Below are 25,881 nucleotides of genomic sequence, written 5' to 3'. Positions count from 1 at the left end.
ATACAACACTGGCTTTGTCTGGATTTCTCGGATATTTCACCACCGTTCATTCATTTTTAGTCGTTCGAGAATCAAACAGGTTTAGCATTGGATTTGTGAGAATGATCTTTTTAAGTATGGCAACGATATGTTTAAGTCTTGCATCTATTTTGAGGTTGTTGGAAAAATGATCAATCTTCAAGTGAGAACGCGCAAAGAAATGTGAAGATAAGTAATGACTTAATCTTTATCTAAAATAAAAAATGGGGTTTAACGCTCAGTAAAATTTTAATATGGATATTAAAAAGCCCTCTACTGGAGAGTAAAGCTGATCAGTTAAAGAATTTAGAAATAGACTCTTTAACTGCTTAGTCGTTCAAGGTCGTTCAAGATGGAGTCTTAACTTTTTAAATCAAATATTTGTAAATCATTTGTTACTTTGGTTTCGCCCAAATGAGAAGCGAAACTTCGCAAGGAAGGCATCTTGTGATCCCTCACCGCAAAACTCGTCAGCCACCATCCACTAGTAAATTTGTCATGGAAACCATCATTTTTTTAATATTGCCGTGCAATATACCTCATGCTTCAAACAGTTGCGGATAACTTTGCTATCTATCAAATATAATACTGAATTTAAAAAATAAAATGCCAGTCAATTGCTTAACTGACTGGCATTACTCTACTTGAGAGGGCTTTTATTTCATTGGTTTAAACAGGACTAAGCTTCAATGGCCTGAACAGCAATTTTCTTGGCAGGGTCAGTTTTACGACGCACTGCTGGAACCGGTTCGCCGTAGTATTGACGATCGGCAAAGTAGCTTGAACGAACCATGGGTGCTGCCCAGATATTGCGGAAGCCCAGTTTTTGGCCATGTTCGGTATAACGTTCGAATTCTTCAGGGGTCACAAAGCGATCAATCGCTGCATGTTCTTTAGAAGGCTGTAGATACTGACCAATCGTCACATAGTCCACGCCGTGTGCATGTAAATCGTCAAGTAAGGCAAGCACTTCTTCTTCAGTCTCACCAATACCGACCATCAGGCCACATTTGGTTGGAATATTCGGGCAATATTCTTTAAACATTTTTAACAGGTTTAAAGAGTGCTGATAATCAGAACCTGGACGCATCGCTTTATATAAACGCGGCACTGTTTCAATATTATGATTAAACACATCGGGTGGACATTCGGTCATGATGCGCATTGCAATATCCATACGGCCACGGAAGTCCGGTACCAAAATTTCAAGTAAAGTTTTTGGACTTAAAGCACGTGCTTCTTTAATACAATCGACAAAATGCTGCGCACCACCATCGAGTAAGTCATCACGGTCTACAGAGGTAATCACGGCATATTTCAACCCAAGATTAGCAATGGTTTCGGCCATGTGGCGCGGTTCATCTGCATCCAATGCATTTGGCCGACCATGTGCTACATCGCAAAATGGACAGCGACGGGTACAGATATCACCCATAATCATAAAGGTTGCGGTACCGCCACCAAAACATTCAGGCAGGTTTGGACAGGCTGCTTCTTCACAGACAGTATGTAGTTTTTGCTCGCGAAGCGTTGTTTTAATCCGTTGTACTTCTTCCGGTGCTGCCATCTTTACGCGAATCCAGTCCGGCTTACGTGGTGTTTCAACCGTAGGGATCACTTTTACAGGAATACGAGCGACTTTCTCTGCGCCACGAAGTTTGACACCCTGTTCAGGTTTACGGTTTTCAGACATATTCAACTTTTCCACTGTTTTTGAAGGGGGAGATGATCAAAGATAGCGCGTTTATTATAACGAACTTAGCTATAAATAGGGCAAAAAGGGGTATTCATTTAAAAAATGTTCTCATCAACCAATATATGTGAGTTAAATACACAAAATCAACAGGATTTACGTCATAATAAGCAGGTAGATTAAAGTGAATTTTTTAATTTTGAGGAGCGTTGAATGCCACGTAAAAAAGAGGTCGTTAGTGGGACTTTCGTTAAATATGATGCGGTAGTTCTAGGTTCGGGCCCTGCGGGCGAAGGCGCGGCAATGAAACTTGCCAAATCTGGTAAGCGTGTTGCAATCGTTGAGATGCGTGAACAGCTAGGTGGTAACTGTACCCATGTAGGTACTATTCCAAGTAAAGCATTGCGTCAAACGGTATCCAGTATTATCCGTTATCAACGTGATCCACTGTTTCAGAAAGTTGGGGACTGGAAACAGTTCACCATGAAGCAAGTATTGCGTCATGCGCATAAAGTGATTCAACAACAAGTAGATACACATTCACGGTTCTATGACCGTAACAAGATCGATATCTATCATGGTCGAGCCTATGTTCAGGATCAAAATACTATTTTTGTATTTAGTCCAGATGGCATTAAAGAAACCTTGATGTTTAAGCAACTGGTCATTGCCAGCGGTTCGCGTCCGTATCGCCCAGAAATTCTTGATTTTAATCATCCACGTGTATTTGATTCAGATAAAATTCTGGATCTGGACTTTTCTATCCAGAAAATCATCATTTATGGCGCAGGTGTAATTGGCTGTGAATATGCATCGATTTTCATTGGTCTTGGGCATAAAGTTGATTTAATCAATACCCAGCACAAACTGTTAAGCTATCTGGATGATGAAATTTCCGATGCGCTGTCTTATCACTTGCGTGAGCAAGGTGTGCTGATTCGTCACAATGAACAGATCGACTTTTTAGAAACATTTGATGATCATGTGGTGATGCACACGCAAAGCGGCAAAAAAATTAAAGCCGATGCAATTTTGTGGTGTAACGGCCGTTCAGGTAATACCGATGGTTTAGGGCTGGAAAATGTTGGCCTGAAACCAAACAGCCGTGGTCAGTTGACGGTAAATGATCAATACCAGACTGAAGTTGAAAATATCTATGCTGCCGGTGATGTAATCGGTTGGCCGTCGCTTGCATCTGCTGCTTATGACCAAGGTCGTTGCGCGGGTGCCAATATGAGCGGTGAGCCAGACGTTGCCCCCGTTACTGATATTCCAACCGGAATTTATACCATTCCCGAGATTTCTTCGATTGGTAAAACTGAGCAGCAGTTGACTGAAGAAAAAATTCCGTATGAAGTCGGTCAGGCCTCGTTCCGTCATTTGGCGCGTGCGCAAATTACCGGTGACACTATGGGCGAATTAAAGATTTTGTTCCATCGTGAAACGCTGGAAGTTTTGGGTGTACATTGCTTCGGTAATAATGCATCTGAAATTATCCACATTGGTCAGGCGGTGATGAACAGTCCAAACAACACGATCAAGTATTTTGTAGAAACCACGTTTAACTATCCGACCATGGCGGAAGCCTACCGTGTAGCGACGCTCAATGGTATGAATCGTTTATTCTAAGCGAGATGTTTGCCTTGGATTTAAAAACCCGTAAGTGAAGGCTTGCGGGTTTTTTGTTTTAAATGCTTTAAATCAGCTAGAAGATAAAGCATTAACCAATTCAATTCGGATGAAGATAAAGTTGATTAACTTGGTTTTTAAGCAGCCATTTTTCGGCATTCTTCCGCACAACGGCGACAGGCTTCTGCACATTGCTGACAATGTTCATGTTGGTGCTGACTGCATTCTTCTGCGCAATAATCACAAGCCTTGGCACACAGCTCGCAGATTTCCTGCATAAAAGGCGATTGCTTCTGCTCCATACGCGCGCAGAGCTGACAAATATCGGCACAATCCAGACAACGCTGGATGCATTCACGCATCATTTCTACATGTTCTTCTTTTAAGCAGGCAGCTGCACAGGCGGTACAGGTAAGGGAGCAGCTCATACAGGTTTGAACACAATCTGACAAATGACGGGTATTCATCTTTTTCTCCTTAAGGCGATAAACATATTTATGACTGAATACGCTAAGCAGAAAAAGGAAAACACACTAGGTTAATTAGGTGAGAAAAAGTAAAGAATAACTTGGTTATGTAAAGGATATACGAAAGAATCTTATATTGATTAAGCTTGAAAATAAAATTCACTCGAGCAGAACTGGCAATATTCCAAAAATAAAACACCGTTGAGGTGGTTAGTTCCTCAATGCTGAAAGTGTATACCTCGCTGATCTAATTCTTCTGGAAGGCTGGATTATCCCTTTTTTATTATGATGTTTCTCATTAAAACGGGCGACTACTGGCAAGACTGATCCGTTTAAGCAAATGGTACTGATCGGCTGGAAAAAGACAACGGGAGTGTAAAGTCTCGGAATTTTCTTGTTCATGAGCATCTAAGAAAATTTCCAGATTGAAATAAAATTAAAAAAGTAATGATCAGTTTATGAATAACCTTGTATTTTTATTATTCTATTGATTATGAATCATTTAAGTTGTTGTGCTGTGAATTGTGTTTATTTAGCTGAGTAAATTTCAGCAGTTTAATGCGCACAAAAGGCCTGATTAAAGTATTCAAACAGCTGCGGTGTCTGGATCCATAATGCCACCGACAGAGCGAATAAAAGCAAGAGCGCCACAGCAATCGAGATTTTGAGTATGAGCATAGAATCAGTCATGCACAATTTGCTCCTCATTGACCCAGAAATGTACCAATACGCCAAAAATGCTTAAGGCAATCGACAGCATCCAGACAGCATTATAATTACCACTCAAGTCATGATTGACTCCGCCAAGATAACCACCGAAAAACGAGCCGACCTGATGGGTAAAAAACACGATACCACTGAGCATGGTCAGGTATTTCACCCCGAACATATTCGCCACAATGCCGTTGGTGAGCGGAACGGTCGATAGCCAGAGTAATCCCATAATGACACCAAAGGCATAGACTGTCCATGTGCTCAGTGGCAGCATGAGAAAGGCAGTAATTGCGATCCCGCGTAAGCCATAGAGACCCATCAACAAATGCGGTTTGGAATATTTACCCCCGAGCCAGCCTGCAGTATAGGTGCCGACCACATTAAATAGACCCACCAATGCCAGAAAAATAGTCCCTGTGGTGGCATTAAAACCGTGATCAATCAGATAACCCGGCAGGTGAATGCCAATAAATACCACCTGGAAACCGCAGACAAAAAAGCCCATAGACAGAAACCAGAAGGGTTTATGATTTTTCACTACCAGCAGAATCTGTTTAAAACTGAGGGACACTTTATTGGGTGTAGATGCTGCATTTGGATGAATATACATTGGTGCTTTCAGCATCCAGGCCAGTGGTACAATCAGGGCAATCAAAATCGCACTGACCACCAATGCTCCTGACCAACCGACATTCTGTAACAGCAACAGGGTCGAAGGCAGCATGATAAACTGGCCAAAAGATCCGGCCGCACTGGCAATACCCATCGCCAGACTGCGTTTTTCTGGTGGTGCAGCACGTCCTACAGCAGACAGTAAAACAGGGAAAGATGTTGCAGACAGGGCCAGACCTAAAATCAGGCCCACACTCAGATTTAACAGCAGTCCAGTAGAACTGACCGCCATGAGTAGCAAGCCCACGGCATAGAGTGCCCCACCTACGGCAACGACAATCTTGCTGCCATATTTATCTGCGAAGGCTCCAGTAATGGGTTGTACTGCTCCCCAGATCAGGTTTTGCATGGCAATCGCCAAGCTAAAAACATTATGTCCCCAACCAAATTCATCACTCATCGGCACCAGATAAAGACCAAATGCATGACGTACGCCCAATGACAATGCCAGAATGATAGCGGAGCCAATCAGCATAAAAATAAGCGCTTTGGAAAATGGAGTATCGGACATAGGGTGAGCATGCAGATGAAATAAGCGCTTATGGTATTCGATTCAAGCTATGGAGGCGATAAAATAAAAATTAATCAAAAGATAAATTTTTTTTATCAATATTTTAAGCTTAAAAAAACGGCCGAAGCCGTTTTCCTAAAACCTGATCTTGAAATTAGAAACGCATCCCGAATCCTGCATAGGCCAGAATAGGATTGATTTCCACATCAGCTTTTGAGCTAATCAGGGTTTGTCCGGTATTTTCATTAATTACTGTAATTTTAGATTCATTTTTCAAATGGGCATAAGATACTGAACCAACTGCAAACCATTTCTCATTGAAATCATAAGTGAAGCCCACAGTCGCTACGGGAGCAAAGGCATCGGTAGCCTCAAGATCCACTTTCATTCTGCCAGTACTGTCCTTCATTTCCAAGGAAGCACCAGCATTCTGATTAATAATATTCTGGATCATATGACCTGCAGCAACGAGATCAGATTCAATGCCTTTATCCATTTCAAGCTCATTGAAATAAGCGTACATTAAGCCTACCCCTACATAAGGTCTGAATTTATTGACCCCGGTTTTACCAAAATGATACTGGAATTCAAAAGCAGGGGTCCAGGCACGTGCTTCTGCTGCTTTGCTAGACTGGGCTAGATCTGTAATTCTAATGTCATTAGCAAGATTCAAATTACCTGCAATCCCGCCTAATGGCGTTGCCACAGCGGCAAATGGCGCATAGATTGTGCCTTTGCCCTTGATATCGACCTTGGGAGGAATGCCAGCTTTCATTTCAAACGAAATATTATCGGTAAAATAGTAGTTGGACATAATGCCTAAGGTAGTGACATCATCGGCTTCCAGACCTGTTCCTGGATTATCCCATTCTGAAAGACCATATACGTAGGAATCTCCAGAAAGGCCACTAGATACTTTACCCCCAAATGCACCAATTAGTCTGACTAATCCTTCAACCACACGGTTTGGTTTGCGGTCGGGGTCAAGGTTGTCTATGACGGTTTGCGCCTGAATATCTCCAACTTTAGATTGATAGCCTTCATTAATCGCAGTATTGACACGAACAGGCTGTGCTTTACCTTGCGGCATGACATGCAAGGCACCGACTGATACAGAAAAGCGCTTAAAGCCATCTCCATCCTGCAGACTAAAATAAGGTGAATCTGCATGTGCAACCATAGGTAAAGTGGCTAGGCCTGCCATACATGCCAGCATTGTTTTCATTGATTTGGAACTCCATGTCCACTGTGTTTATTCGTTTTTCTAGTAAATTTATTATGTGAATTTCATTAAAAAATTCAGTTATAGAACAACAGGTCAAAGGTTAACCGTTGGTTAATATTTGTATCTATTGTATATTTTATGTTTTGTGGGATTGGGTTATTTAGATCAAACTACCTGAAAAATAGCTATTTAAGTCCATTATGCCCAGCTGGCCTTAGAAAACATTTGGTCTTTTTATCAGCATGTTTTTGATTTTGTATTTGACGCTCATGTTTGAGTTGAGACAAAGCACAGGGGGGGAAGTGGTTTGAGAATTGGCTAGTTTTTTTCTGCATGACTGCAGCCAGAAAAAGAGCTGGATGAATTTATCCTAGATCATGCTACCCAGTCACCTGAGTTTTTTTGTACAATAGGCACATATATTATTGAGTGAATCATATGAGCACCCAAACGCCTCCCCAAAAAAAGCCCCTAGTTAATTTGCCTTTTCCGATCAAGCAGGCAGAACAGAATGCAGCAGAAGAAGTTCTAGAAGATTTAAGACCAAGACCGCAGCGTTATGCTGACCGTACCTGGATGCCGCCACGCGGTACTCGTCGTTCAATGGGCAAGCGCTAATTGATCCAACTTAAAAAGCTATGATGAACCATGGCTTTTTTTGTGTGTAATATTTGGCATTTAAGTCATCACAATTTTATTGGTCTATTTATTTTCCCGCAAAATACACTCTGAATCCTATTGAATTATCCATATTCTTTATTACTTTGAGCTGCTGCATTCAAGGTCTAGAACATCGCATCGACAGGGAAGCTAAACGTTCGCCTGAGCTATTGCATGGCTTCTCCCCATAAAAAAAGCCAATTCAGAAATTGGCTTTTAGAGAGATAGGTTATTAGCGAATGCTTTTACGTGCTTTATTTTCCGGTTTTGGTGGGGCAATTTCTCGCTGTTCTTGCCAGACATCAATAAAGTCTTTTTCATTAATATTATACAGCTCAAGTAGCGCTAAAATTACACCCCCAAACAGCATGGCACCTTCCGAATGACTCTGAAAATCGATTAGTTTAGTATTTAGATTATGCAGGATATCTTCAATTTCGAAGACCCGTTCCCGCCCATTGCTGTCGGTCGGATAGATCTGGGTATTTAAAATAATCCTCGCCAGACTTTTTTCATTTTCGGTCAATGGCAATTCTTCAATCAGTTCATCAGTCGCAGGATTTAAAATGACTGAATCGCGAAAAATCGTATGTAGGAAGTTTGCGCTTAATTTGGGTAGAGGCTTTTCCACAAAAGGGCGGAAAGATTGCGGGAAAATGACATTGCGTGAAATGCCTTTAAACATCGGTGCAATTTCTTCGACTTTATAACCTGCGATCCCGCATCCTAAAGACGTAATAAAATATTTATTTTTAGAATGGTTTTTGGTGTAAATCTTGAAGTCATCAATATAGTGCTGGATTTGTGACAACGGCATTTGCTGCAAATGCTCGTTCATGGTGGGAATCGCATAGCTTTGACCCGACCAGCCACGACCGACGCCCATCACTGCACCAAAATGCTCAAGCGCTGTTCTTGCTGCACCTGCACCATGCTGTCCCGCCAGATTGCTGCCAAAAACAAACACGGTATTTTCCGGAAGGGATTTAACAATACTTTCATCGTGATAGTGGTAAGTCATAATTGTCTATTCGAGGCCATTCTGATCTTCATGTTGCCTTTGATCGGGGTTGGGGTCAAGTAAAAAGCAGGGATGGCCTGAATGTTGAAAGACTGACTAAATATGAGAATTCTCAACATATTTCTCGACTGTCATCATCTGTTGGATTTCGGTATTTTGGCTATGGAATCTGCTCCGGCAAGTCTGAAATCTGCTAAAATTCCTGATCCGCATTCGAGTTGAGACATGTAGCTGTGACTGATAAGCAACCCTTTGAATTAGTAACCAGTTATCAACCCGCAGGTGATCAGCCACAGGCCATTGAAAAGCTGGTCAAGGGTATTGAACAGGGCTTTCATGATCAGCTTTTACTGGGCGTTACCGGGTCGGGTAAGACTTATACCATGGCCAATGTAATTGCACAGACCCAGCGTCCGACCATTGTCATGGCACATAACAAAACGCTGGCTGCACAGCTTTATGGCGAATTTAAAGCATTTTTCCCGAATAACGCCGTCGAGTATTTTGTCAGTTATTATGATTATTATCAGCCGGAAGCTTATGTGCCATCTTCAGATACTTTTATCGAGAAAGATGCCGCAATTAATGACCATATTGACCAGATGCGTCTTTCCGCGACCCGATCATTATTAGAACGTCGTGATGCAATTATTGTCGCATCAGTTTCTGCAATTTATGGTTTGGGTGATCCGAATGCCTACATGAGCATGTTGCTGCATGTGGTGGAAGGCGACCGCATTGGTCGTGATGACATTATCCGCCGTCTGGTCGAAATGCAGTATTCGCGTAATGAACTGGAATTCCTGCGCGGTACTTATCGTATTCGTGGGGAAATTATCGATATTTTTCCGGCAGAATCGGATCAGGATGCCATCCGGATTGAACTGTTTGATGATGAAGTCGACTCCATCCGCTGGTTTGATCCACTGACCGGAAAAATGGTGCGCAAAGTCCCGCGGGTGACGATTTATCCCAAAAGTCACTATGTCACGCCAAAAGACAATTTATCCCGCGCGATTGAAACCATTCGGGAAGAACTCAAAGAACGACTGGTGTTCTTTCGTGAAAATGACAAATTGCTGGAAGCGCAGCGGATTGAACAGCGTACCCGTTATGATCTGGAAATGATGCAGCAGTTGGGCTATACCAATGGCATCGAAAACTACTCGCGTCATTTGTCTGGACGTCCTTCAGGCGAGGCGCCACCCACCTTGTTCGATTATATTCCCGATGATGCCTTGCTGATTATTGATGAATCGCATGTGACTGTGCCACAAATTGGTGCCATGTATAAAGGCGACCGTTCGCGCAAAGAAAATCTGGTGAATTACGGCTTCCGTTTGCCAAGCGCGCTAGATAACCGCCCGATGAAATTTGAAGAATGGGAACGCATTGTCCCGACCACCGTTTATGTCAGCGCAACGCCAGCACGTTATGAACTGGAAAAATCGCAGCAGATTGTCGAGCAGGTGGTACGTCCGACCGGTCTGATCGATCCTGAAATTGAAATTCGTCCGGTACTGACGCAAGTCGATGATGTACTTTCAGAAATTAATCTGCGCAAAGATATCAATGAGCGGGTACTGGTCACCACCTTGACCAAGCGCATGGCAGAAGACCTGACCTCTTATTTAAAAGAGTACGGGATTAAGGTCGCTTATTTACACTCGGATATCGACACCGTTGAGCGCGTCAAGATTATTCATGAGCTGCGTACTGGCGTACACGATGTGCTGGTCGGGATTAACCTGCTGCGTGAAGGTCTGGATATGCCGGAAGTGTCACTGGTTGCGATTCTGGATGCCGATAAAGAAGGTTTCCTGCGTTCTGAGCGTTCTCTCATTCAGACTATCGGGCGTGCTGCGCGTAACCTGAAAGGGAGGGCGATTTTGTATGCAGATCGAATAACTGACTCAATGCAAAAAGCCATTGATGAGACAGATCGACGTCGTGCCAAGCAGATTCAGTTTAATGAAGAGCATGGTATTACTCCGCGTAGCGCAGTCCGTCAGGTAATCAAGGAAATTGATACCGGTGAAATATTGGATGATGATTCAATTGAATTGAAAGCTTCTGATCAGGCGCGCGCGATCAGTGCAGATGAACGACATATCATGGCAGACCCGAAAATGTTTGCGAAGCATATTAACAAGCTTGAAAAGGAAATGCTGAAAGCCTCTAAAGAGTTACAGTTTGAGCAGGCTGCACGTCTGCGTGATGAAATTTTGCGCTTAAAAGCCCAGATGTTTGATTGATTTTTTTTACATGAAGTTTTATTTCAATGACCTAAAGTCAATCATAAACCAAACATAATGTAACAAATCAAGTGCTTGGATAAGGCTATTGTAAGAACAGAAAATTTTTAAATAAATATTTTGTGAACATATAATAGGTATTTTTATGACAACTCAAAATTCTTCAGGTACTGGATTGAAGCTGGCAAAAATTGCTGTGGGTAGTGCGGTTCTTCTGGGTTTGGGCGCGGCAACGATGGCCTATGCGCAAAATGAGCCATTACCGACCGTTGAAAAAGTAGAACTGGACCGTTATTTGGGGACTTGGTATGAAGTGGCGCGCAAGCCTTTGTCTTTTCAAAATAAATGTGATCGTGATGTAACTGCAACCTATACCTTGAATGAAAATGGCAATATTGTGGTCGATAACCGCTGTACTAAAAAAGATGGTCAGCCAACCCAATCCTTGGGTGAGGCATTTGTGCAAGATCCACCGCAAAATACCAAATTAAAAGTCAGTTTCCTGCCCGACTTTATTCGCTGGATTCCGGTCGGGCGTGGCGATTATTGGGTCTTAAAACTGGATGAGAATTATCAAACCGTTCTGGTCGGTGAGCCTAAACGTAAATACATGTGGATACTATCACGTAATCCGCAATTAGATAAAAATGTTGTAAACGAATATTTGCAATATGCACAGTCTGTGGGTTATGACCTGAGTGATGTGATTCATACCAAACAAACGCAAAGATAGAAATATCTTCTTAATCGAAACCATGCTTAGGCATGGTTTTTTATTTTTATGAGCAAAAATATATTTCAAAGTAGGGTAGTGATTTCACTTTAAATAGATGAAGCATCAAGCTTTCTAGTGTACTAATCGTTATAATGCCGGCGAATGAAAGTAGAGTTTGACTATGTATAAAGGCATTGCGTTATCTGTATTGGCCTCGGTGGTTTTCGGGGTGCTCTATGTATTTACGCCTTTCTTACAGCCTTTAGATAGTGAACAGACCTTTGCCTGGCGTATGCTGGCCACGATTCCGTTTTTAACTGCCTTTATGTGGTGGTCGGGTGATCTGCAACATATCAGCAGTATCTTTAAGCGGGTTTTACAGCAACCTGCGTTTTTGATCTGGTTGCTGATCAGCTCTTTGTTATGTACCACACAGTTATGGCTGTTCTTGTGGGGCCCTATTAATGGCCGTGGCCTAGAAGTCTCACTCGGTTATTTTTTGTTGCCTCTGGTGATGGTGCTGGTCGGCTGTATGCTCTATAAAGAGAAATTATCATCATTCCAGATGGTGGCTGTCACTTTGGCTGTATTGGGTGTAGGGCATGAGATCTGGCGAATTGGTTCAATTGCATGGGAAACGGTCTATGTGGCTTTGGCCTATCCTTTGTATTTCTTCATGCGGCGTAAATTTGCTACGGATCATCTGGGGGGCTTCTGGTGGGATCTATGTCTGATTTTACCCGCTGCATTTTATCTGGGTTTTATTTATAGCGACTCGATGCAGCTCATGTTAAATCATTCTCATTTGATCTGGGCAGTATTGGTACTGGGTTTTTTGAGTGCACTGGGACTCGGTAGCTATATTCTCGCCAGCCGATATTTACCCTTTGTTATTTTTGGGTTGTTGAGTTATCTGGAACCTGTGCTGTTGGCCTTTGCCTCGATGGCTTTGGGGGAGCGTGTGGAAGCTGGCGAGTGGCTGACTTATATTCCAATTTGGCTCGCCGTATTGGTGCTGGTGATTGAAGGGATTCTGCATCTATTTAAGCAGCGTAAACAGCAATTAGCGCTTAAGAAAAATCTGGCAAACTATCAGGATCGACTAGACTCTTAAAATCAAAAAGAGATCGAATGAATAAACAACATTTAACAAATTTCTGCTCCGTACGGGAAAACGCATGCTTTTAAAATTTTTGAATGCAAAATCATTTAGCTAATTGCAACTATTTCCCAGATTTATAGTGAATATACGTTAAAAACCACTCGTCTCGGTGAGCTTTTGATTCAAAGTTGCCTCCAATTCCATTACAATTATGGGGTTTTGAAATTTATGCCTAGATTTACAATTAATTAGAGGACGTATCTGTGAGCAAAGACACTATCGTTGCCCTACATGCAGAGCACCAAGGTCGCTGGAAAAACCGTGAAGAACTTGCGGAACGCATGATTGCCCTTGTTGGTCAGTTATATCGTGAAAAAAATATTGTAGCTACAGTTTATGGTCGCTCTTTAATTAACCGTTCTGTGATTCAGATCTTGAAAGCACACCGCCGTACTCGCGTACTCGATGTTGAACTTTCGGTTGTAAATACATTCCCAATTCTTGAAGCATTGGCGAAAGTTGAGAACATCGGTTCTGCTGAAGTTGATCTAGGTAAACTTGCTGTTGAATTTAAAGAAAAAGGCGGCGACATCGATGCATTTGTTGCAGACGCTGTTAAATCTCTAGAAGGTAATGCTGCTGCTGTAGAACATAAAGACGTAGTTCTTTATGGTTTCGGTCGTATCGGTCGTATCCTGGCACGTTTGATGATTGGTCAATCAGGTCTGGGTCGCGGTCTTAGCCTGAAAGCGATCGTGGTTCGTAAATCATCTGATGGTGATTTGGAAAAACGTGCATCTCTACTGCGTCGTGACTCTATTCATGGCCCATTTGCAGGCACGATTTCTGTAGATGAAGAAAACGAAGCAATTATTGCAAACGGTAACTTCATTAAAGTGATCTATGCGTCTAATCCTTCTGAAGTGGATTACACAGCATATGGTATCAACAATGCACTTGTAATCGACAACACTGGTAAATGGCGTGATGCTGAAGGTCTTGCTCAACACCTGAAATGCCCGGGCGCTGCTCGTGTTATTTTGACTGCACCTGGTAAAGGTGACATGAAGAATGTGGTTTACGGTGTGAACCAGGCGGACATCCTTGCTGAAGATAGCATCATCTCTGCTGCAAGCTGTACGACTAACGCAATTACTCCAACACTGAAAGTATTGCATGATAAATACACCGTGTTAAATGGTCATGTTGAAACAGTTCACTCGTTCACAAACGACCAGAACTTGATCGATAACTACCATAAAGCGGACCGTCGTGGCCGTGCTGCAACATTGAACATGGTTATTACTGAAACTGGCGCAGCGAAAGCAGTTGCTAAAGCGCTGCCAGCACTTCAAGGTAAATTGACCGGTAATTCTGTACGTGTTCCTACGCCAAATGTATCACTTGCAATTCTTAACCTGACTTTAGGTCAAGACGTTGATCGTGATGAAGTAAACGAATATATTCGTCAGATTTCAATCGGTTCGATCCTTCAAGGTCAAATCGGTTATACCAACTCGACTGAAGTGGTCTCTTCTGACTTTATTGGTTCACGCACTGCAGGTGTATTTGACGCGCAAGCAACAATCACTTCAGGCAACCGTTTAACTGCTTATGTTTGGTACGATAACGAAGTGGGTTATAGCTGCCAGGTATTACGTATTGCTGAACAAATGGGCGGCGTAAGCTATCCTAAAGTTCCTGCAGAAACAAATGCATAATTTGTTGATGTAGTTTAAAAAAGAGTCTCTATGGAGGCTCTTTTTTTATACTTATTTTTTATTGAAGTCGGGTGGATTCGATTCAATCACGAAATGTAAATCAGCTTGCTGACGAAATATTAATCTGTTAGCTTACAAAGAGTAAGTATATTAAAATCAGTAAGTAATAAAATCCCGAGATAGATTTATGACAAATTATGCAATTAGTCCGTTACTAGGGCAGGTTTTATCAACTGAATGTCCATCACGTGAAATATTGGAACATCTTGCCAATAAATGGTCGGTCTTGGTGTTGCGTTGCCTGAGTGAAGGTGTGCATCGTTTTAGTGAACTGAAACAACGGATTGAAGGGGTGAGTGAAAAGATGCTCTCCCAGACTTTAAAAGTGCTGGAACAAGATGGTTTTGTGCTCAGAACGGTTTATCCGGTTGTGCCACCAAAAGTGGAATATCAGTTGACCATTACCGGTTCACAAGCTGCAGATAAAGTGATGCAAATGATTCACTGGATTGAACGTGGTTTACCAGAAATTTTAGAAAATAAACAACGTGTTGCCAAATAGAAGCTAAATTGCTTTTGGGGTAGCAAGAGATGAAAAAGTCAGAAAATCTGTTGGCTACTTTACTGGCAGTGTATGCAATCATTTTAGTTTTATGCATTGCGATTTATGCAATCTTCAAACTTTTAGATGTTGATATTGCTTTAGCGACCAATCTCTTGCTTTGGTCAGCAACGATCTTTGCACCGCTTGCAATATTAATGACCTATACCAGTTGGCGAGAGCAGAAAGGGGTAGAAGTAATTGCTAATTATTGTAAAGGACTAGTTATTCAACTTGTTGAGCTTGAGCATCTTAGTAATCAAATATGTAATTATTTAATTTATAAACCTGATCGAAATGAAAGTATAAAAATATTGAATAAAAAATTTATATCTATATTTAATGAGCAAGAAGATGCTTTTAAATTTTTAGGTAAAGCAATATCTGATGGAGAATTAAAAGACCAAATTAGGAGATTTCAAAATCAATGTTTGCTTAACTATGTAAGATATAACGCACTGGTTGGTAGTGAAAATTTGGAACATATCGCGAATATTACACCTCAATTAGGTAGTATTCATCGAGAACAAAATTCTAATCTTAGAACAGAGTTAATGAAGTATGTACTTTACCAAAAGGAATAAACTGATCGATTTATTCCTTTGTGAATCAAGCATTTTGCATTTTCTTAAAATCCAAGCGATCAATCAGTAAAATTCCAATCGAGAAAATAAAGCCAAGGATCACGCAACCGATCCATTCAAACTGCTCCCAGGCATAGACTGCACCAAGCGAACCTAAAGCGGCACCACTAAAGTAAATCGTCATATAGACTGCATTAATACGTGAACGCGATTTAAGATCAATCCGATAAACCAGATTCTGATTCAAAACATGGAAGGCTGTCAGACCAAAGTAGGCCATCAGCACACCAATCGCATAGATTACAATATTGTGCTGGGCAAAATATAAGGGCAGTGTAGAGCCGAACATCAGGACAATGCATAGCTTGGCGACCAGATTTTCTCTACCTTGTCCTACGGTTTTGCCTGACCAGCTTGATGAATAAATCCCGATCACGCCCAGTAAGCCAAATAACCCAATTTCGAAATCGGTGAAATAATAAGGTGCATTGCCTAATACAAAAGTCATCGAGGTAAAGATCATCGATAAAATTCCAAAACCCAAGGCACCCGCACAGGCACGCCGGATTAAATGTGGATTCTGACCTGCAAGGCTAAACAAAGAGCGGTAAATGTCACCAATAGTTAAGCCTGCCTGAGCTTGAGTATCGGGTAGTTTTTTCCACATGAGTGCTGCAAAGAGCAAGGTGATCACACCGCTGGATAAATACACACCTTCCCAAGACCAGTAAGTGGAAACAAAGCCGGCAAAGGTACGTGACAGAATAATTCCCATCACCAACCCACTCATCAGCTTACCCACTGTAGCAGCGCTGGATTCAGGTGGGCTAATGGTCGATGCAAAAGGAATTAAGATCTGCGCCGAGATTGCGCCAAAGGTGGCACACAAGGTAAACAGATATAACATTGATAAAGTCGTACTGAATGAAAGCAATATCTGCGAAATGGCTGCAAAGACCATCAGGTTAACGATCAGTTTGCGTTTATTCAGAAAGTCTCCCAAAGGAACCAAAAGCATTAAGCCGAGGACATAACCAATCTGTGCAATCACCACGGCAAAACCGGCCTGACTGGTACTAATGCCCAGACTTTTCTCGATTGAATAGATCAGAGGCTGGTTAAAATAGGCAGAGCCTGCACATAAGCCACATGCCATTGCCATCAATAATACAAATTGTGATGACAATGGACTGACAGATTTCCTTTCTGAATTGCTCATAGGCCCGACTCTTTTAACATTGCCTACACTATAGGCAGTTGCACGACAAAGCAGAAATAATTAAAAACAATCAAGTGATCATTAAAAAGTATATTAAAACAAAAGCATAGAGCTTAGTTTTGAAACTTATCAAAAATTAATGGCTGTTCAATAACATGACAGGATTAAATAAGCGATCTTCATGGAATAGCATATAAATATAGTCGAGAAATTCTTTAAAATATGGCAGAATATGGGGTTTTAAAGTTTTTAGAGGATTGGCAATATGCGCTTTGTTGATGAAGCAGTCATTACCGTAGAGGCTGGCGACGGTGGCAATGGCGTAGCCAGTTTTCGCCGTGAAAAATTCGTGCCATTTGGTGGTCCAGATGGTGGTGATGGTGGTCGTGGTGGCAGTATTTATATACAGGCTGACGACAACACCAGTACGCTAGTTGATTATCGTTATACACGTAAATTCCGTGCAGAACGAGCAAAAAATGGCCGTGGGGCGAACTGTGCTGGTCGTGGCGGTGAAGACACCGTATTAAAAGTTCCAGTCGGAACAACAATTGTAGATGTTGAGTCTGGCGACATTATTGGCGATTTGATCGAAGATGGTCAACGCGTGAAAGTGGCAGCAGGCGGTGACGGTGGTTTAGGAAATACGCACTTTAAATCATCGACCAACCGTTCACCACGTAAGTGTACGCATGGTCAAAAAGGCGAATTCCGTGAAATCCGTCTGGAGCTTAAAGTTCTGGCAGATGTGGGCTTGCTGGGTATGCCAAATGCGGGTAAATCAACCTTCATTCGTGCAGTATCGGCGGCAAAACCAAAAGTGGCAGATTATCCATTTACCACCATGGTGCCAAACCTGGGTGTGGTCGATGCCGATAGTCACCGTTCATTCGTGATGGCCGATATTCCGGGTCTGATTGAAGGCGCATCTGAAGGTGCAGGTCTGGGGATTCGCTTCCTGAAGCATCTGGCACGTACCCGTATCTTGTTACACATCGTTGATGTACAACCGATTGATGGCTCAGATCCGGCACATAATGCTAAAGCAATTATGAAAGAGTTAGAAAATTTCTCCCCAACACTTTCAAAACTGCCGATCGTATTGGTGCTGAATAAAGTCGACCAATTGGCTGAAGAAACACGTGAAGAATGGTGTACTCATATTCTTGAAGAATTGCAGTGGGAAGGCCCGGTTTTTGAAACTTCTGGCTTAACCGCTGAAGGTACCAAAGACGTGGTTTACTACCTGATGGATCAGATCGAAGAGCAGCGTGAACGCGAAGCTGAAGATCAAGAATATGCAGCAGAAATGAAAGCATTCCGTGATCAGCTTGAAGCTGAAACACGTGAACAAACCATCGCTGCAAAAGAAGCGTATCGTGAGATGCGTCGTCAGCAACGTCTTGCCGGTATTCTGGGCGACGATGAAGATGATGAAGATGGCGATGATGATAGTGATGTGGAAGTGTACTACGTACGCTAATCTCTGAGAGAAGAGTCTGAGGACAAGATGATAGAAGTGGTAGATGGGCAGCGTCAGCTCAAGGGTTGTAAACGAATCGTTGTTAAAATCGGATCATCTTTACTCACAGCAAACGGACAAGGTTTAGATTTAGATGCCATCTCGCACTGGGCGGGACAAATCGCAGATCTACACAATGCAGGACACGAGATTATTCTGGTGTCTTCCGGTGCTGTGGCTGAAGGTATGGTGCGAATGAAACTTGAGAATCGACCCACCGATCTACCCAGTCTTCAGGCTTGTGCTGCCATTGGTCAGATGGGCCTGATTCATACCTGGTCAAGCGTACTGGAGAAACACCAGATTCGAACGGCGCAGGTATTATTGACCCATGATGATCTGGCAGATCGCCGCCGCTATCTCAATTCATGTGATGCTTTGCAGAACCTGATTGACTGGCGCGTGATTCCGGTGATTAATGAAAATGATACCGTTTCTACCGATGAAATCCGCTTTGGTGATAACGACACGCTGGCTGCCATGGTGGCAGGTCAGGTGCATGCCGATCTTCTGATTATCTTAACCGATCAGGAAGGTATGTTTGACTCAGATCCACGCTCGAATCCAGATGCCAAACTGTTCCATACGGTACGTGCGATGGATGAGAGCCTGTTTGAGATGGCCGGTGGTGGTGGTAAATTTGGTCGCGGCGGCATGCTGACCAAAGTTCGTGCTGCACGACTGGCGGCAAAGTCCGGTTGTCCGACCTTAATTGCAAGCGGTGATAGTGATGCTGTGCTATCTCGTCTGATGTCTGGTGAATTGTTAGGAACCTTGTTTGTGACTGACAAAGATCGGATGACCGCGCATCAGCAATGGTTGGCAGCACACCTGCAAACGGCAGGTCGTTTGGTAATTGATGATGGTGCGGTAAAGGCCATTAAAGACAATCATCGTAGCTTGTTGCCTGTCGGCGTCAAAGCGGTTGAAGGACATTTTGAGCGCGGTGATGTGGTGGAATGTGTGGATACACAAGGTCACCGAATTGCAGTCGGTCGTGTTAACTTTAGTTCGCGTTCGGCAGATATTGTACGTGGTCTGGCTTCTGATAAAGTGCATCAGGTTCTAGGTGAAGCACGTTCACTCGAGATGATTCACCGCAATCATATGGCGATTTACTAAGTCATTCAGATTTAAATTTCAATCATAAAAAATCCCGCTTTCGAGCGGGATTTTTTATGACATCTTAATGCGATTTATTTAATCCAGCCCATCCGGATTAATGGCGCAAACAGTGACTGATGAATAGTTAAAATAAACTGCATGAGTTTATCCTGATATTTCCACCACAATGGTAATCCAGCTAAATTTACTGTTATTGCAATCAGGAATGCACCCAGCATATCCATCGGAAAATGCACACCGACATAAACACGTGACCAAGCTACTAGCCAAGCTGTCCAGATTAGAATTCTTCCCAAATCACGTTGTGATGAAAAATAACAAGATAGGGCAATCCCACTAAAAATACTCATATGATTGCTGGGAAAAGAACCTGTAGGTGCATGTTCGATCAGGGTGCGACCAATATCTATTACAAACGGACGTGGGGTATTCAGGATCGCGGACAATACCTCGCTGATCGACAAGGTAATTGCTGTAAAAATAAATGCCTTGATAATGCCAGTTTTTACTTCATAACTGCCACGGAACCAGGCAATAGCAAAAATCAGCAGAAAGAGATAAACCAGATCATGCGCAATCAGGGAGGCATATTGGATCATCCAGATCGAGGCGTGTTCAGGTACATTTAGGATATGAAACAGGTAAAGATTCAGTTGGTCAAGAGACATGAGCAGAGAGGATTGGTACAAATGTCCGTTACTCTAAACCGGTCAAACCTCAATTCCTACCTGAGTTTGTATGAATTTGTAGCCTTGATTATTAAGGAATATTCAAATGATAGAAAACCACCCAAAAGGGTGGTTCTTAAAAATCCGAATAATATGATGAAATCTTATTTAAACTGAATCGCACCATTGGCACTCACCGTCATTTGCGATTCACCCGCAGCAACTTCCTGCTCTGGAACAGCCATATCCGCCGATGCAGCTTTCATCATGGCCATACGCGGTACAGGTTGTGGTGAATAGTTATTGGTATTCAGATTTAAGTTTACCAGTTGATAACTCGGTTTGTTCCAGGCTTGAGTCAGTGCCTGTGCGCGTTGCTGGAAGTTTTTAGAGGCTTCAATCATCAGCTCATTTTCGACTTTTTTGCGCTTTTCGTCTGAAACTTTGAAGTTAATCGACTGGGTCTGGAAGTGCTGTTGTAATTCAGCAATCAGTTGAGACGCTGCTTTAAAATCTTTCGATTCCAGACGAATCTGGGCACGTCCACGCCATTCTTTCAATTTGCGGTTATCATTGTCATAAATAGGGTAAGTGCTTTGTGCGCCCGTCTCGATTTTCACAGTTGGATATTTGCGCGCTGTGGTAATGGCCTGATTCATTAGCTGGTTAATTTGTGTAGCCAATTCAGCTGGCTGTTTGTTGGATTTTTCAATATAAAGCACGGCATGCATTTCATCATTTGAGATTTCACGACTGGCCTCTGCTGAAAGATTCACAACATTGTAATTCAGCGATTCAGCCGGAGCTGCAAATGCGCCTGTGGCCAAGGTAGATGCAAGGATAAAACTGGTAAGTGCTAAGAGACGCATGAAATTGTCCTGTTTTTCTTAAAATTGGCCATCTAAGCCGTTGTTAAAATATTAAATCTCAATTGTGATCTTTTTACGAAATATTTGTGGTAAGAGTGTTAAATTTTCTTTCATTTTACACTCTTACTTGATTTATGTTTATCGTTAATAATTAAGTGCTTAATGGTGGATTTTAAGCTTTTTTGCCTGAATGTTAGCTGTGCTACAAAAAAGCATAAAAGAACCCGCTTTTCTTTCTGCTGTCACACTGTAAGATGATCATACAGGTTATAGGTTGGTGTGATGTTTTTTTTCGATAAAGATTAGGACAAAATGCGACTGAAAGTTGTTTATTTTCCTGAAAAATTCGGTATCATCCGCCTCCTAGTTATTTAAATACAAACTGCTAGCTAGAACCTCTTTATAAAGCGCCGAGTCAAAGGACCAAACGTCACCAGACTTATTTCTTTCACCCATATCAGAGATGGTAATTCGATATGAGCGTTACTTCTGTAAACCCTGCCACCAATTCCACAAACGAATACTACTTGACTCGCCAAAGTCAGATGGAATCGAATGTGCGTAGTTATCCACGTAAATTACCGTTAGCGATAGCAAAAGCACAAGGTTGCTGGGTTACCGATGTTGAAGGTACTGAGTACCTTGATTGTTTAGCTGGGGCAGGGACGTTGGCATTGGGCCATAATCATCCTGCAGTCATTCAAAGTATCCAGGATACAATTGCAAGCGGCTTGCCATTGCATACACTGGATTTAACTACGCCTTTAAAAGATGCTTTTACTGAAGCACTTCTTTCTTATCTTCCAGGTGGTCAAGAAGAATACTGCTTGCAGTTCTGTGGCCCATCCGGTGCAGATGCAACAGAAGCAGCCATCAAACTTGCGAAAACCTTTACCGGTCGTAGCTCGGTGATCAGCTTCTCTGGTGGCTATCACGGTATGACGCATGGTGCATTGGCCATGACCGGTAACCTGTCTGCAAAAAACGCAGTTAACGGTTTGATGCCAGGCGTTCAATTCATGCCGTATCCGCATGAATACCGTTGCCCATTGGGTCTTGGTGGTGAAGCGGGTGTTGACGCTTTAACGTATTTCTTTGAAAACTTCATTGAAGATGTAGAAAGCGGCGTGACTAAACCGGCAGCTGTGATTCTTGAAGCAATTCAAGGGGAAGGCGGTGTGGTAACTGCACCTGTGAAATGGTTGAAGAAAATCCGTGAAGTGACTGAAAAGCACAACATCGTGTTGATTCTTGATGAAGTTCAAGCGGGCTTTGCACGTTCAGGTAAAATGTTTGCCTTTGAACATGCGGGCATCGAACCTGATGTGGTGGTGATGTCTAAAGCTGTTGGTGGTAGCTTGCCGCTCGCAGTACTCGGTATTAAACGTAAGTTTGATGCTTGGCAGCCAGCAGGTCATACCGGTACGTTCCGTGGTAACCAGTTGGCAATGGGTACAGGTCTTGCAACGATCAATACCATTAAAGAACAAAACCTGGCGCAAAATGCCCAAGAACGCGGTGATTTCCTGCAAGCTGAGATTAAAAAATTAGCTGCCGAATTCCCATGTATTGGTAACGTGCGCGGTCGCGGTTTGATGATTGGTGTTGAAATTGTGGACGAGCGCCAAAAGGCAGATCACATGGGTTCTTTACCTGCTGATGGTCAGTTGGCAGCAGCGATCCAGACGGCATGTTTCAACAATAAATTATTGCTTGAGAAAGGTGGTCGTAACGGTACGGTAATTCGTTTACTTTGCCCATTGATCATCACGCATGACGAATGTGTTGAAGTGATTGCTCGCTTTAAGAAAGCAGTTGCTGAAGCTCTTGTTGCAGTTCGAGGCGCATAATTCATGGTAGATTTTGCAGAACATCGTAAAGCTTTACTTTGTAATGATGCTGCATCCATCGCTGACTACCAGTCAGCCATGGATCAAGCGACCAAAGCGGTTGCAGCATGGTTGCAAAATGACAAAATGTACACGGGTGGCAGCATTAACGAGCTGCGCAGCGCGATTGCGTTTAATCCTTCTAAACAGGGGTTGGGTGTAGAGAAATCTTTAGAGCGTATGGTTGAACTTTTTCTGAATAAAAGTTTAAAAGTTCATCATCCGCATTCGCTTGCGCATTTGCATTGTCCAACCATGGTGACCAGCCAGATTGCGGAAGTACTGATTAACGCAACCAACCAGTCAATGGACTCATGGGATCAAAGCCCGGCCGGTTCATTGATGGAAGTTCAGTTAATCGATTGGTTACGTCAAAAAGTAGGCTATGGCGCAGGTCAGGCAGGCGTATTCACCTCTGGTGGTACACAGTCTAACTTGATGGGCGTACTGCTGGCACGTGATGCTTGCATCGCGAAAAACTGGAAAGACGAAAACGGTAAGCCGTGGTCGGTTCAACGTGATGGTATTCCTGCGGATGCGATGCGTAATGTCAAAGTCATCTGTTCTGAAAATGCACATTTCTCTGTGCAAAAGAACATGGCGATGATGGGCATGGGTTTCCAGTCAGTGGTGACTGTTCCTGTCGATGAAAATGCGCGCATGGACATGGACGCACTGGAAAAAACCATGGCGCACCTTCAAAACGAAGGCAAAATCGTGGCATGTGTGGTGGCAACTGCGGGTACTACCGATGCAGGTGCAATCGATCCACTGAAGAAAGTCCGTGAAATCACCAACCAATATGGCGCGTGGATGCACATCGATGCAGCTTGGGGTGGTGCTTTAATTCTGTCTAATGATCATCGCGATATGTTAGATGGTATCGAGCTATCTGATTCGATTACGCTCGATTTCCATAAGCATTATTTTCAGACCATTTCGTGTGGCGCGTTCTTGCTGAAAGACGAAGCAAACTACCGTTTCATGCATTATGAAGCGGAGTACTTGAACTCTGCCTATGATGAAGAACATGGTGTTCCTAACCTGGTGTCGAAGTCACTACAAACCACGCGTCGTTTTGATGCCTTGAAATTGTGGATGACGGTTGAAGCATTAGGCGAAGAGCTTTATGGTTCGATGATCGATCACGGTGTTGGTTTGACGCGTGATGTGGCAGATTATATTAAAGTGACTGACGGTCTGGAGCTTCTGCTTGAGCCACAATTCGCTTCTGTGCTGTTCCGTGTGGTTCCAGCGGGCTATCCGGTTGAACTTTTAGATACACTGAACCAGAACGTGGCAGATGAGCTGTTTGCACGTGGTGAAGCGAATATTGGTGTGACGAAAGTCGCTCAGGTTCAATCCTTGAAAATGACGACTTTAAGCCCGGTTGCAACGCTGGATAACGTGAAGAACTTGCTGGCACTGGTGCTTGCAGAAGCGGATCGTATCAAAGATTCAATTGCTGATGGTACTTATACGCCACCCATTGCATAAGTGATGGTGGTGTGAAAAAAGGAGATCGAAATGATCTCCTTTTTTATTTTTGAGTCATAGAATGATCAATTCTATAGGTAGATTCATCAGAAAAATACCGAGTATATGTACTTATTTTAAGCTGTTATAAAATCGTCATCTAATTATGTAACGCTAGGGAGCAGGATTTATCCTGAGTTCAGGTTTATAAAAATTGTTACATGTCATTGGTCTAAAATTTTTTATTGAAGTGAATGACAAAAAGAACTTAATCATTGAAATCCATAAAAATTTAATCAAGAAAAAACTGCTAGATTAAAAATCACTAAATCGTAATAAAGCTGTAACTTATCTGTCATATTCTAAAATCAAAATGCAGGTATCGAAAGAAGTACAAAACTGAATAAAAAGTGGCGTACTCCAAATTGTATAAATGAGAGAGATACTAGAATGCGCTTTACAAATATAGCTTTAGCATTAGCATTAACAGGGGCAGCTGCTGTAACGACTGCACATGCAGCTCGTGACACGATTCAAATTGCAGGTTCTTCAACTGTACTTCCATATGCCAGTATCGTGGCGGAAGAATTCGGTAATACTTTTCCACAGTTTAAAACACCAGTTGTCGGTTCTGGCGGTTCGTCAGGCGGTTTGAAGCAGTTCTGTAATGGCGTGGGTGATAACACCATTGATATCGCGAATTCTTCGCGTCAAATCAAATCTACCGAGCTGGCTGAATGTAAAAAGAACGGCGTTAACCAAGTATTAGAAATCAAAATCGGTTATGACGGTATCGTATTTGCTTCAAATGCCAATAAAGCGGCTTATAAGTTGCGTCCACAGCATGTCTTTGCTGCACTTGCTGCACAACTTCCATCAAATGGCAAAATGGTCGCCAATCCGTATACACGCTGGAACCAAATTGACAAAGCACTTCCGAATGAGCCGATCACGCTGGTGATTCCTGCTTCGAATCATGGCACGCGCGAAGTGTTCCAGGAGAAAATGGTGGATGCAGGTTGTGAATCGTATGCTGCAATTAAGTCTCTAGACAAAGATGCCAAGAAAAAAGCCTGTACCACATTCCGTAAAGATGGCCGTGTAGTTGAAATTGCAGGCGACTATACCGAAACACTGGCACGTTTGAAAACTTCTCCAAGTGCAGTCGGGGTGTTTGGTCTGGGCTTCTATGACCAGAACCGTGACCGCTTACGTGTTGCAACTGTGAACAATGTAGCACCTTCTGAAAAAACGATTTTGAATGGTGCTTATCCGGTATCACGCCCATTGTTCTTCTACGTGAAAGGCGAGCACTTGAAATCAATCAAAGGCTTACCGCAATTCACAGAATACTTCCTGAACAAGAAAGTATCTGGCAAAGGCTCTAAGCTGGAAAAAGCAGGTCTGATTTCAATGTCTGATAAAGAACGTGCAGCAGTCCTGGCAAATTTCAAGGCTGGTAAAGCGGTTGTAGTGAAGTAATAAATGATTTTGAAAATGCTGGTGGTAGGGTCAACCTACCATC

Annotated in this window: 22 protein-coding genes and 1 pseudogene; 13 read left to right on the top strand and 10 right to left on the bottom strand. The window is 42.7% G+C overall.

All coding sequences use genetic code 11. From position 1 onward, the window contains the following. Window positions 1–697: 697 nt before the first annotated feature. A complete protein-coding gene (gene lipA, locus LOZ91_RS00850) occupies window positions 698–1,711 on the bottom strand; it encodes a lipoyl synthase (protein WP_244782506.1) in 1,014 nt (337 codons plus the stop codon). Window positions 1,712–1,924: 213 nt separating this feature from the next. Here lipA and sthA point away from each other — a divergent pair, with 213 nt between their 5' ends. Beyond that, window positions 1,925–3,340: a Si-specific NAD(P)(+) transhydrogenase gene (gene sthA / locus LOZ91_RS00845; RefSeq protein WP_005096431.1), complete on the top strand. Its 1,416-nt coding sequence runs from the start codon at window positions 1,925–1,927 to the stop codon at window positions 3,338–3,340. Window positions 3,341–3,477: 137 nt separating this feature from the next. Here sthA and LOZ91_RS00840 read toward each other — a convergent pair whose 3' ends face one another. From LOZ91_RS00840 to LOZ91_RS00825, 5 genes and pseudogenes are all read right to left on the bottom strand, one after another. Continuing rightward, entirely contained in the window at window positions 3,478–3,807 is a 330-nt protein-coding gene (locus LOZ91_RS00840; RefSeq protein WP_005096433.1) for a four-helix bundle copper-binding protein, read from the bottom strand. Between the two features lie 298 nt (window positions 3,808–4,105). Continuing rightward, window positions 4,106–4,201 (bottom strand): annotated as a pseudogene (locus LOZ91_RS00835) (TauD/TfdA family dioxygenase); the annotation flags it as partial. 161 nt (window positions 4,202–4,362) lie between these two features. Then, window positions 4,363–4,497, bottom strand: coding sequence for a hypothetical protein (locus LOZ91_RS14580; protein ID WP_005096435.1), 135 nt, complete (start codon window positions 4,495–4,497; stop codon window positions 4,363–4,365). Further along, complete coding sequence (locus LOZ91_RS00830; RefSeq protein WP_005171778.1) at window positions 4,490–5,704, bottom strand: MFS transporter; 1,215 nt, start codon at window positions 5,702–5,704, stop codon at window positions 4,490–4,492. Before LOZ91_RS00830 ends, LOZ91_RS14580 begins: the two co-directional genes overlap by 8 nt. A 154-nt stretch (window positions 5,705–5,858) precedes the next feature. Further along, entirely contained in the window at window positions 5,859–6,929 is a 1,071-nt protein-coding gene (locus tag LOZ91_RS00825; RefSeq protein ID WP_074383021.1) for an OmpW family outer membrane protein, read from the bottom strand. 438 nt (window positions 6,930–7,367) lie between these two features. Between LOZ91_RS00825 and LOZ91_RS00820 the strand changes: the two genes are divergently transcribed. Then, window positions 7,368–7,547 carry a hypothetical protein gene (locus LOZ91_RS00820; protein ID WP_074383020.1) on the top strand — a complete coding sequence of 60 codons (180 nt, stop codon included), beginning with the start codon at window positions 7,368–7,370 and terminating at the stop codon, window positions 7,545–7,547. 274 nt (window positions 7,548–7,821) lie between these two features. Here the strand turns inward: LOZ91_RS00820 and LOZ91_RS00815 are convergent, their stop codons facing one another. After that, on the bottom strand, window positions 7,822–8,610 hold the full coding sequence (locus LOZ91_RS00815; RefSeq protein WP_180191149.1) for a hypothetical protein: 789 nt from the start codon (window positions 8,608–8,610) through the stop codon (window positions 7,822–7,824). A 233-nt stretch (window positions 8,611–8,843) separates the two neighbouring features. Between LOZ91_RS00815 and uvrB the strand changes: the two genes are divergently transcribed. From uvrB to LOZ91_RS00785, 6 genes are all read left to right on the top strand, one after another. Then, entirely contained in the window at window positions 8,844–10,865 is a 2,022-nt protein-coding gene (gene uvrB, locus LOZ91_RS00810; RefSeq protein ID WP_005096439.1) for an excinuclease ABC subunit UvrB, read from the top strand. A 145-nt stretch (window positions 10,866–11,010) separates the two neighbouring features. Next, entirely contained in the window at window positions 11,011–11,598 is a 588-nt protein-coding gene (locus tag LOZ91_RS00805; RefSeq protein ID WP_180000024.1) for a lipocalin family protein, read from the top strand. 163 nt (window positions 11,599–11,761) lie between these two features. Then, window positions 11,762–12,694, top strand: a complete 933-nt coding sequence (gene rarD, locus LOZ91_RS00800; RefSeq protein ID WP_180000026.1) for an EamA family transporter RarD — start codon at window positions 11,762–11,764, stop codon at window positions 12,692–12,694. A gap of 251 nt (window positions 12,695–12,945) precedes the next feature. Next, window positions 12,946–14,403 carry a glyceraldehyde-3-phosphate dehydrogenase gene (locus LOZ91_RS00795; RefSeq protein WP_005096443.1) on the top strand — a complete coding sequence of 486 codons (1,458 nt, stop codon included), beginning with the start codon at window positions 12,946–12,948 and terminating at the stop codon, window positions 14,401–14,403. A gap of 187 nt (window positions 14,404–14,590) precedes the next feature. Continuing rightward, complete coding sequence (locus tag LOZ91_RS00790) at window positions 14,591–14,965, top strand: helix-turn-helix domain-containing protein (RefSeq protein WP_005171768.1); 375 nt, start codon at window positions 14,591–14,593, stop codon at window positions 14,963–14,965. 29 nt (window positions 14,966–14,994) lie between these two features. Continuing rightward, window positions 14,995–15,588, top strand: a complete 594-nt coding sequence (locus LOZ91_RS00785; protein ID WP_005096445.1) for a hypothetical protein — start codon at window positions 14,995–14,997, stop codon at window positions 15,586–15,588. A 25-nt stretch (window positions 15,589–15,613) separates the two neighbouring features. Here LOZ91_RS00785 and LOZ91_RS00780 read toward each other — a convergent pair whose 3' ends face one another. Then, window positions 15,614–16,807, bottom strand: coding sequence for an MFS transporter (locus LOZ91_RS00780; RefSeq protein ID WP_074383014.1), 1,194 nt, complete (start codon window positions 16,805–16,807; stop codon window positions 15,614–15,616). Between the two features lie 265 nt (window positions 16,808–17,072). Between LOZ91_RS00780 and cgtA the strand changes: the two genes are divergently transcribed. Both cgtA and proB read left to right on the top strand, forming a co-directional pair. Beyond that, window positions 17,073–18,290, top strand: a complete 1,218-nt coding sequence (gene cgtA / locus LOZ91_RS00775) for an Obg family GTPase CgtA (RefSeq protein ID WP_005096448.1) — start codon at window positions 17,073–17,075, stop codon at window positions 18,288–18,290. Window positions 18,291–18,317: 27 nt separating this feature from the next. Then, a complete protein-coding gene (proB, locus tag LOZ91_RS00770; RefSeq protein WP_005096449.1) occupies window positions 18,318–19,451 on the top strand; it encodes a glutamate 5-kinase in 1,134 nt (377 codons plus the stop codon). Between the two features lie 74 nt (window positions 19,452–19,525). Here proB and LOZ91_RS00765 read toward each other — a convergent pair whose 3' ends face one another. After that, window positions 19,526–20,122, bottom strand: coding sequence for a phosphatase PAP2 family protein (locus LOZ91_RS00765; protein WP_005096450.1), 597 nt, complete (start codon window positions 20,120–20,122; stop codon window positions 19,526–19,528). Between the two features lie 164 nt (window positions 20,123–20,286). Next, a complete protein-coding gene (locus tag LOZ91_RS00760) occupies window positions 20,287–20,991 on the bottom strand; it encodes an SIMPL domain-containing protein (RefSeq protein ID WP_005096452.1) in 705 nt (234 codons plus the stop codon). Window positions 20,992–21,467: 476 nt separating this feature from the next. On the opposite strand from LOZ91_RS00760, the gene LOZ91_RS00755 reads away from it, so the two are divergent. The 3 genes from LOZ91_RS00755 (at window position 21,468) to LOZ91_RS00745 (ending at window position 25,838) form a co-directional block, all read left to right on the top strand. After that, window positions 21,468–22,841, top strand: coding sequence for a diaminobutyrate--2-oxoglutarate transaminase (locus tag LOZ91_RS00755; RefSeq protein WP_005096454.1), 1,374 nt, complete (start codon window positions 21,468–21,470; stop codon window positions 22,839–22,841). Window positions 22,842–22,844: 3 nt separating this feature from the next. Next, window positions 22,845–24,377, top strand: a complete 1,533-nt coding sequence (locus LOZ91_RS00750) for an aspartate aminotransferase family protein (RefSeq protein WP_005096455.1) — start codon at window positions 22,845–22,847, stop codon at window positions 24,375–24,377. Window positions 24,378–24,806: 429 nt separating this feature from the next. Then, the gene (locus LOZ91_RS00745) at window positions 24,807–25,838 is read left to right on the top strand and encodes a substrate-binding domain-containing protein (RefSeq protein ID WP_074383001.1); all 1,032 of its coding nucleotides are present in this window, start codon (window positions 24,807–24,809) and stop codon (window positions 25,836–25,838) included. The last annotated feature ends 43 nt before the right edge of the window (window positions 25,839–25,881 follow it).

This window comes from Acinetobacter sp. F-1, assembly GCF_022869025.1.
Lineage (GTDB): Bacteria > Pseudomonadota > Gammaproteobacteria > Pseudomonadales > Moraxellaceae > Acinetobacter > Acinetobacter pseudolwoffii.
The sequence above is the reverse complement of the archived record's forward strand: the minus strand, read 5'-3'. Positions and strand labels throughout refer to the sequence as shown.

Coding starts and splice junctions, on each gene's coding strand:
- lipA (WP_244782506.1), bottom strand. CDS start 1,711: ATGTCTGAAAACCGTAAACCTGAACAGGGTGTCAAACTTCGTGGCGCA.
- sthA (WP_005096431.1), top strand. CDS start 1,925: ATGCCACGTAAAAAAGAGGTCGTTAGTGGGACTTTCGTTAAATATGAT.
- LOZ91_RS00840 (WP_005096433.1), bottom strand. CDS start 3,807: ATGAATACCCGTCATTTGTCAGATTGTGTTCAAACCTGTATGAGCTGC.
- LOZ91_RS14580 (WP_005096435.1), bottom strand. CDS start 4,497: ATGACTGATTCTATGCTCATACTCAAAATCTCGATTGCTGTGGCGCTC.
- LOZ91_RS00830 (WP_005171778.1), bottom strand. CDS start 5,704: ATGTCCGATACTCCATTTTCCAAAGCGCTTATTTTTATGCTGATTGGC.
- LOZ91_RS00825 (WP_074383021.1), bottom strand. CDS start 6,929: ATGAAAACAATGCTGGCATGTATGGCAGGCCTAGCCACTTTACCTATG.
- LOZ91_RS00820 (WP_074383020.1), top strand. CDS start 7,368: ATGAGCACCCAAACGCCTCCCCAAAAAAAGCCCCTAGTTAATTTGCCT.
- LOZ91_RS00815 (WP_180191149.1), bottom strand. CDS start 8,610: ATGACTTACCACTATCACGATGAAAGTATTGTTAAATCCCTTCCGGAA.
- LOZ91_RS00805 (WP_180000024.1), top strand. CDS start 11,011: ATGACAACTCAAAATTCTTCAGGTACTGGATTGAAGCTGGCAAAAATT.
- rarD (WP_180000026.1), top strand. CDS start 11,762: ATGTATAAAGGCATTGCGTTATCTGTATTGGCCTCGGTGGTTTTCGGG.
- LOZ91_RS00790 (WP_005171768.1), top strand. CDS start 14,591: ATGACAAATTATGCAATTAGTCCGTTACTAGGGCAGGTTTTATCAACT.
- LOZ91_RS00785 (WP_005096445.1), top strand. CDS start 14,995: ATGAAAAAGTCAGAAAATCTGTTGGCTACTTTACTGGCAGTGTATGCA.
- LOZ91_RS00780 (WP_074383014.1), bottom strand. CDS start 16,807: ATGAGCAATTCAGAAAGGAAATCTGTCAGTCCATTGTCATCACAATTT.
- cgtA (WP_005096448.1), top strand. CDS start 17,073: ATGCGCTTTGTTGATGAAGCAGTCATTACCGTAGAGGCTGGCGACGGT.
- proB (WP_005096449.1), top strand. CDS start 18,318: ATGATAGAAGTGGTAGATGGGCAGCGTCAGCTCAAGGGTTGTAAACGA.
- LOZ91_RS00765 (WP_005096450.1), bottom strand. CDS start 20,122: ATGTCTCTTGACCAACTGAATCTTTACCTGTTTCATATCCTAAATGTA.
- LOZ91_RS00760 (WP_005096452.1), bottom strand. CDS start 20,991: ATGCGTCTCTTAGCACTTACCAGTTTTATCCTTGCATCTACCTTGGCC.
- LOZ91_RS00755 (WP_005096454.1), top strand. CDS start 21,468: ATGAGCGTTACTTCTGTAAACCCTGCCACCAATTCCACAAACGAATAC.
- LOZ91_RS00750 (WP_005096455.1), top strand. CDS start 22,845: ATGGTAGATTTTGCAGAACATCGTAAAGCTTTACTTTGTAATGATGCT.
- LOZ91_RS00745 (WP_074383001.1), top strand. CDS start 24,807: ATGCGCTTTACAAATATAGCTTTAGCATTAGCATTAACAGGGGCAGCT.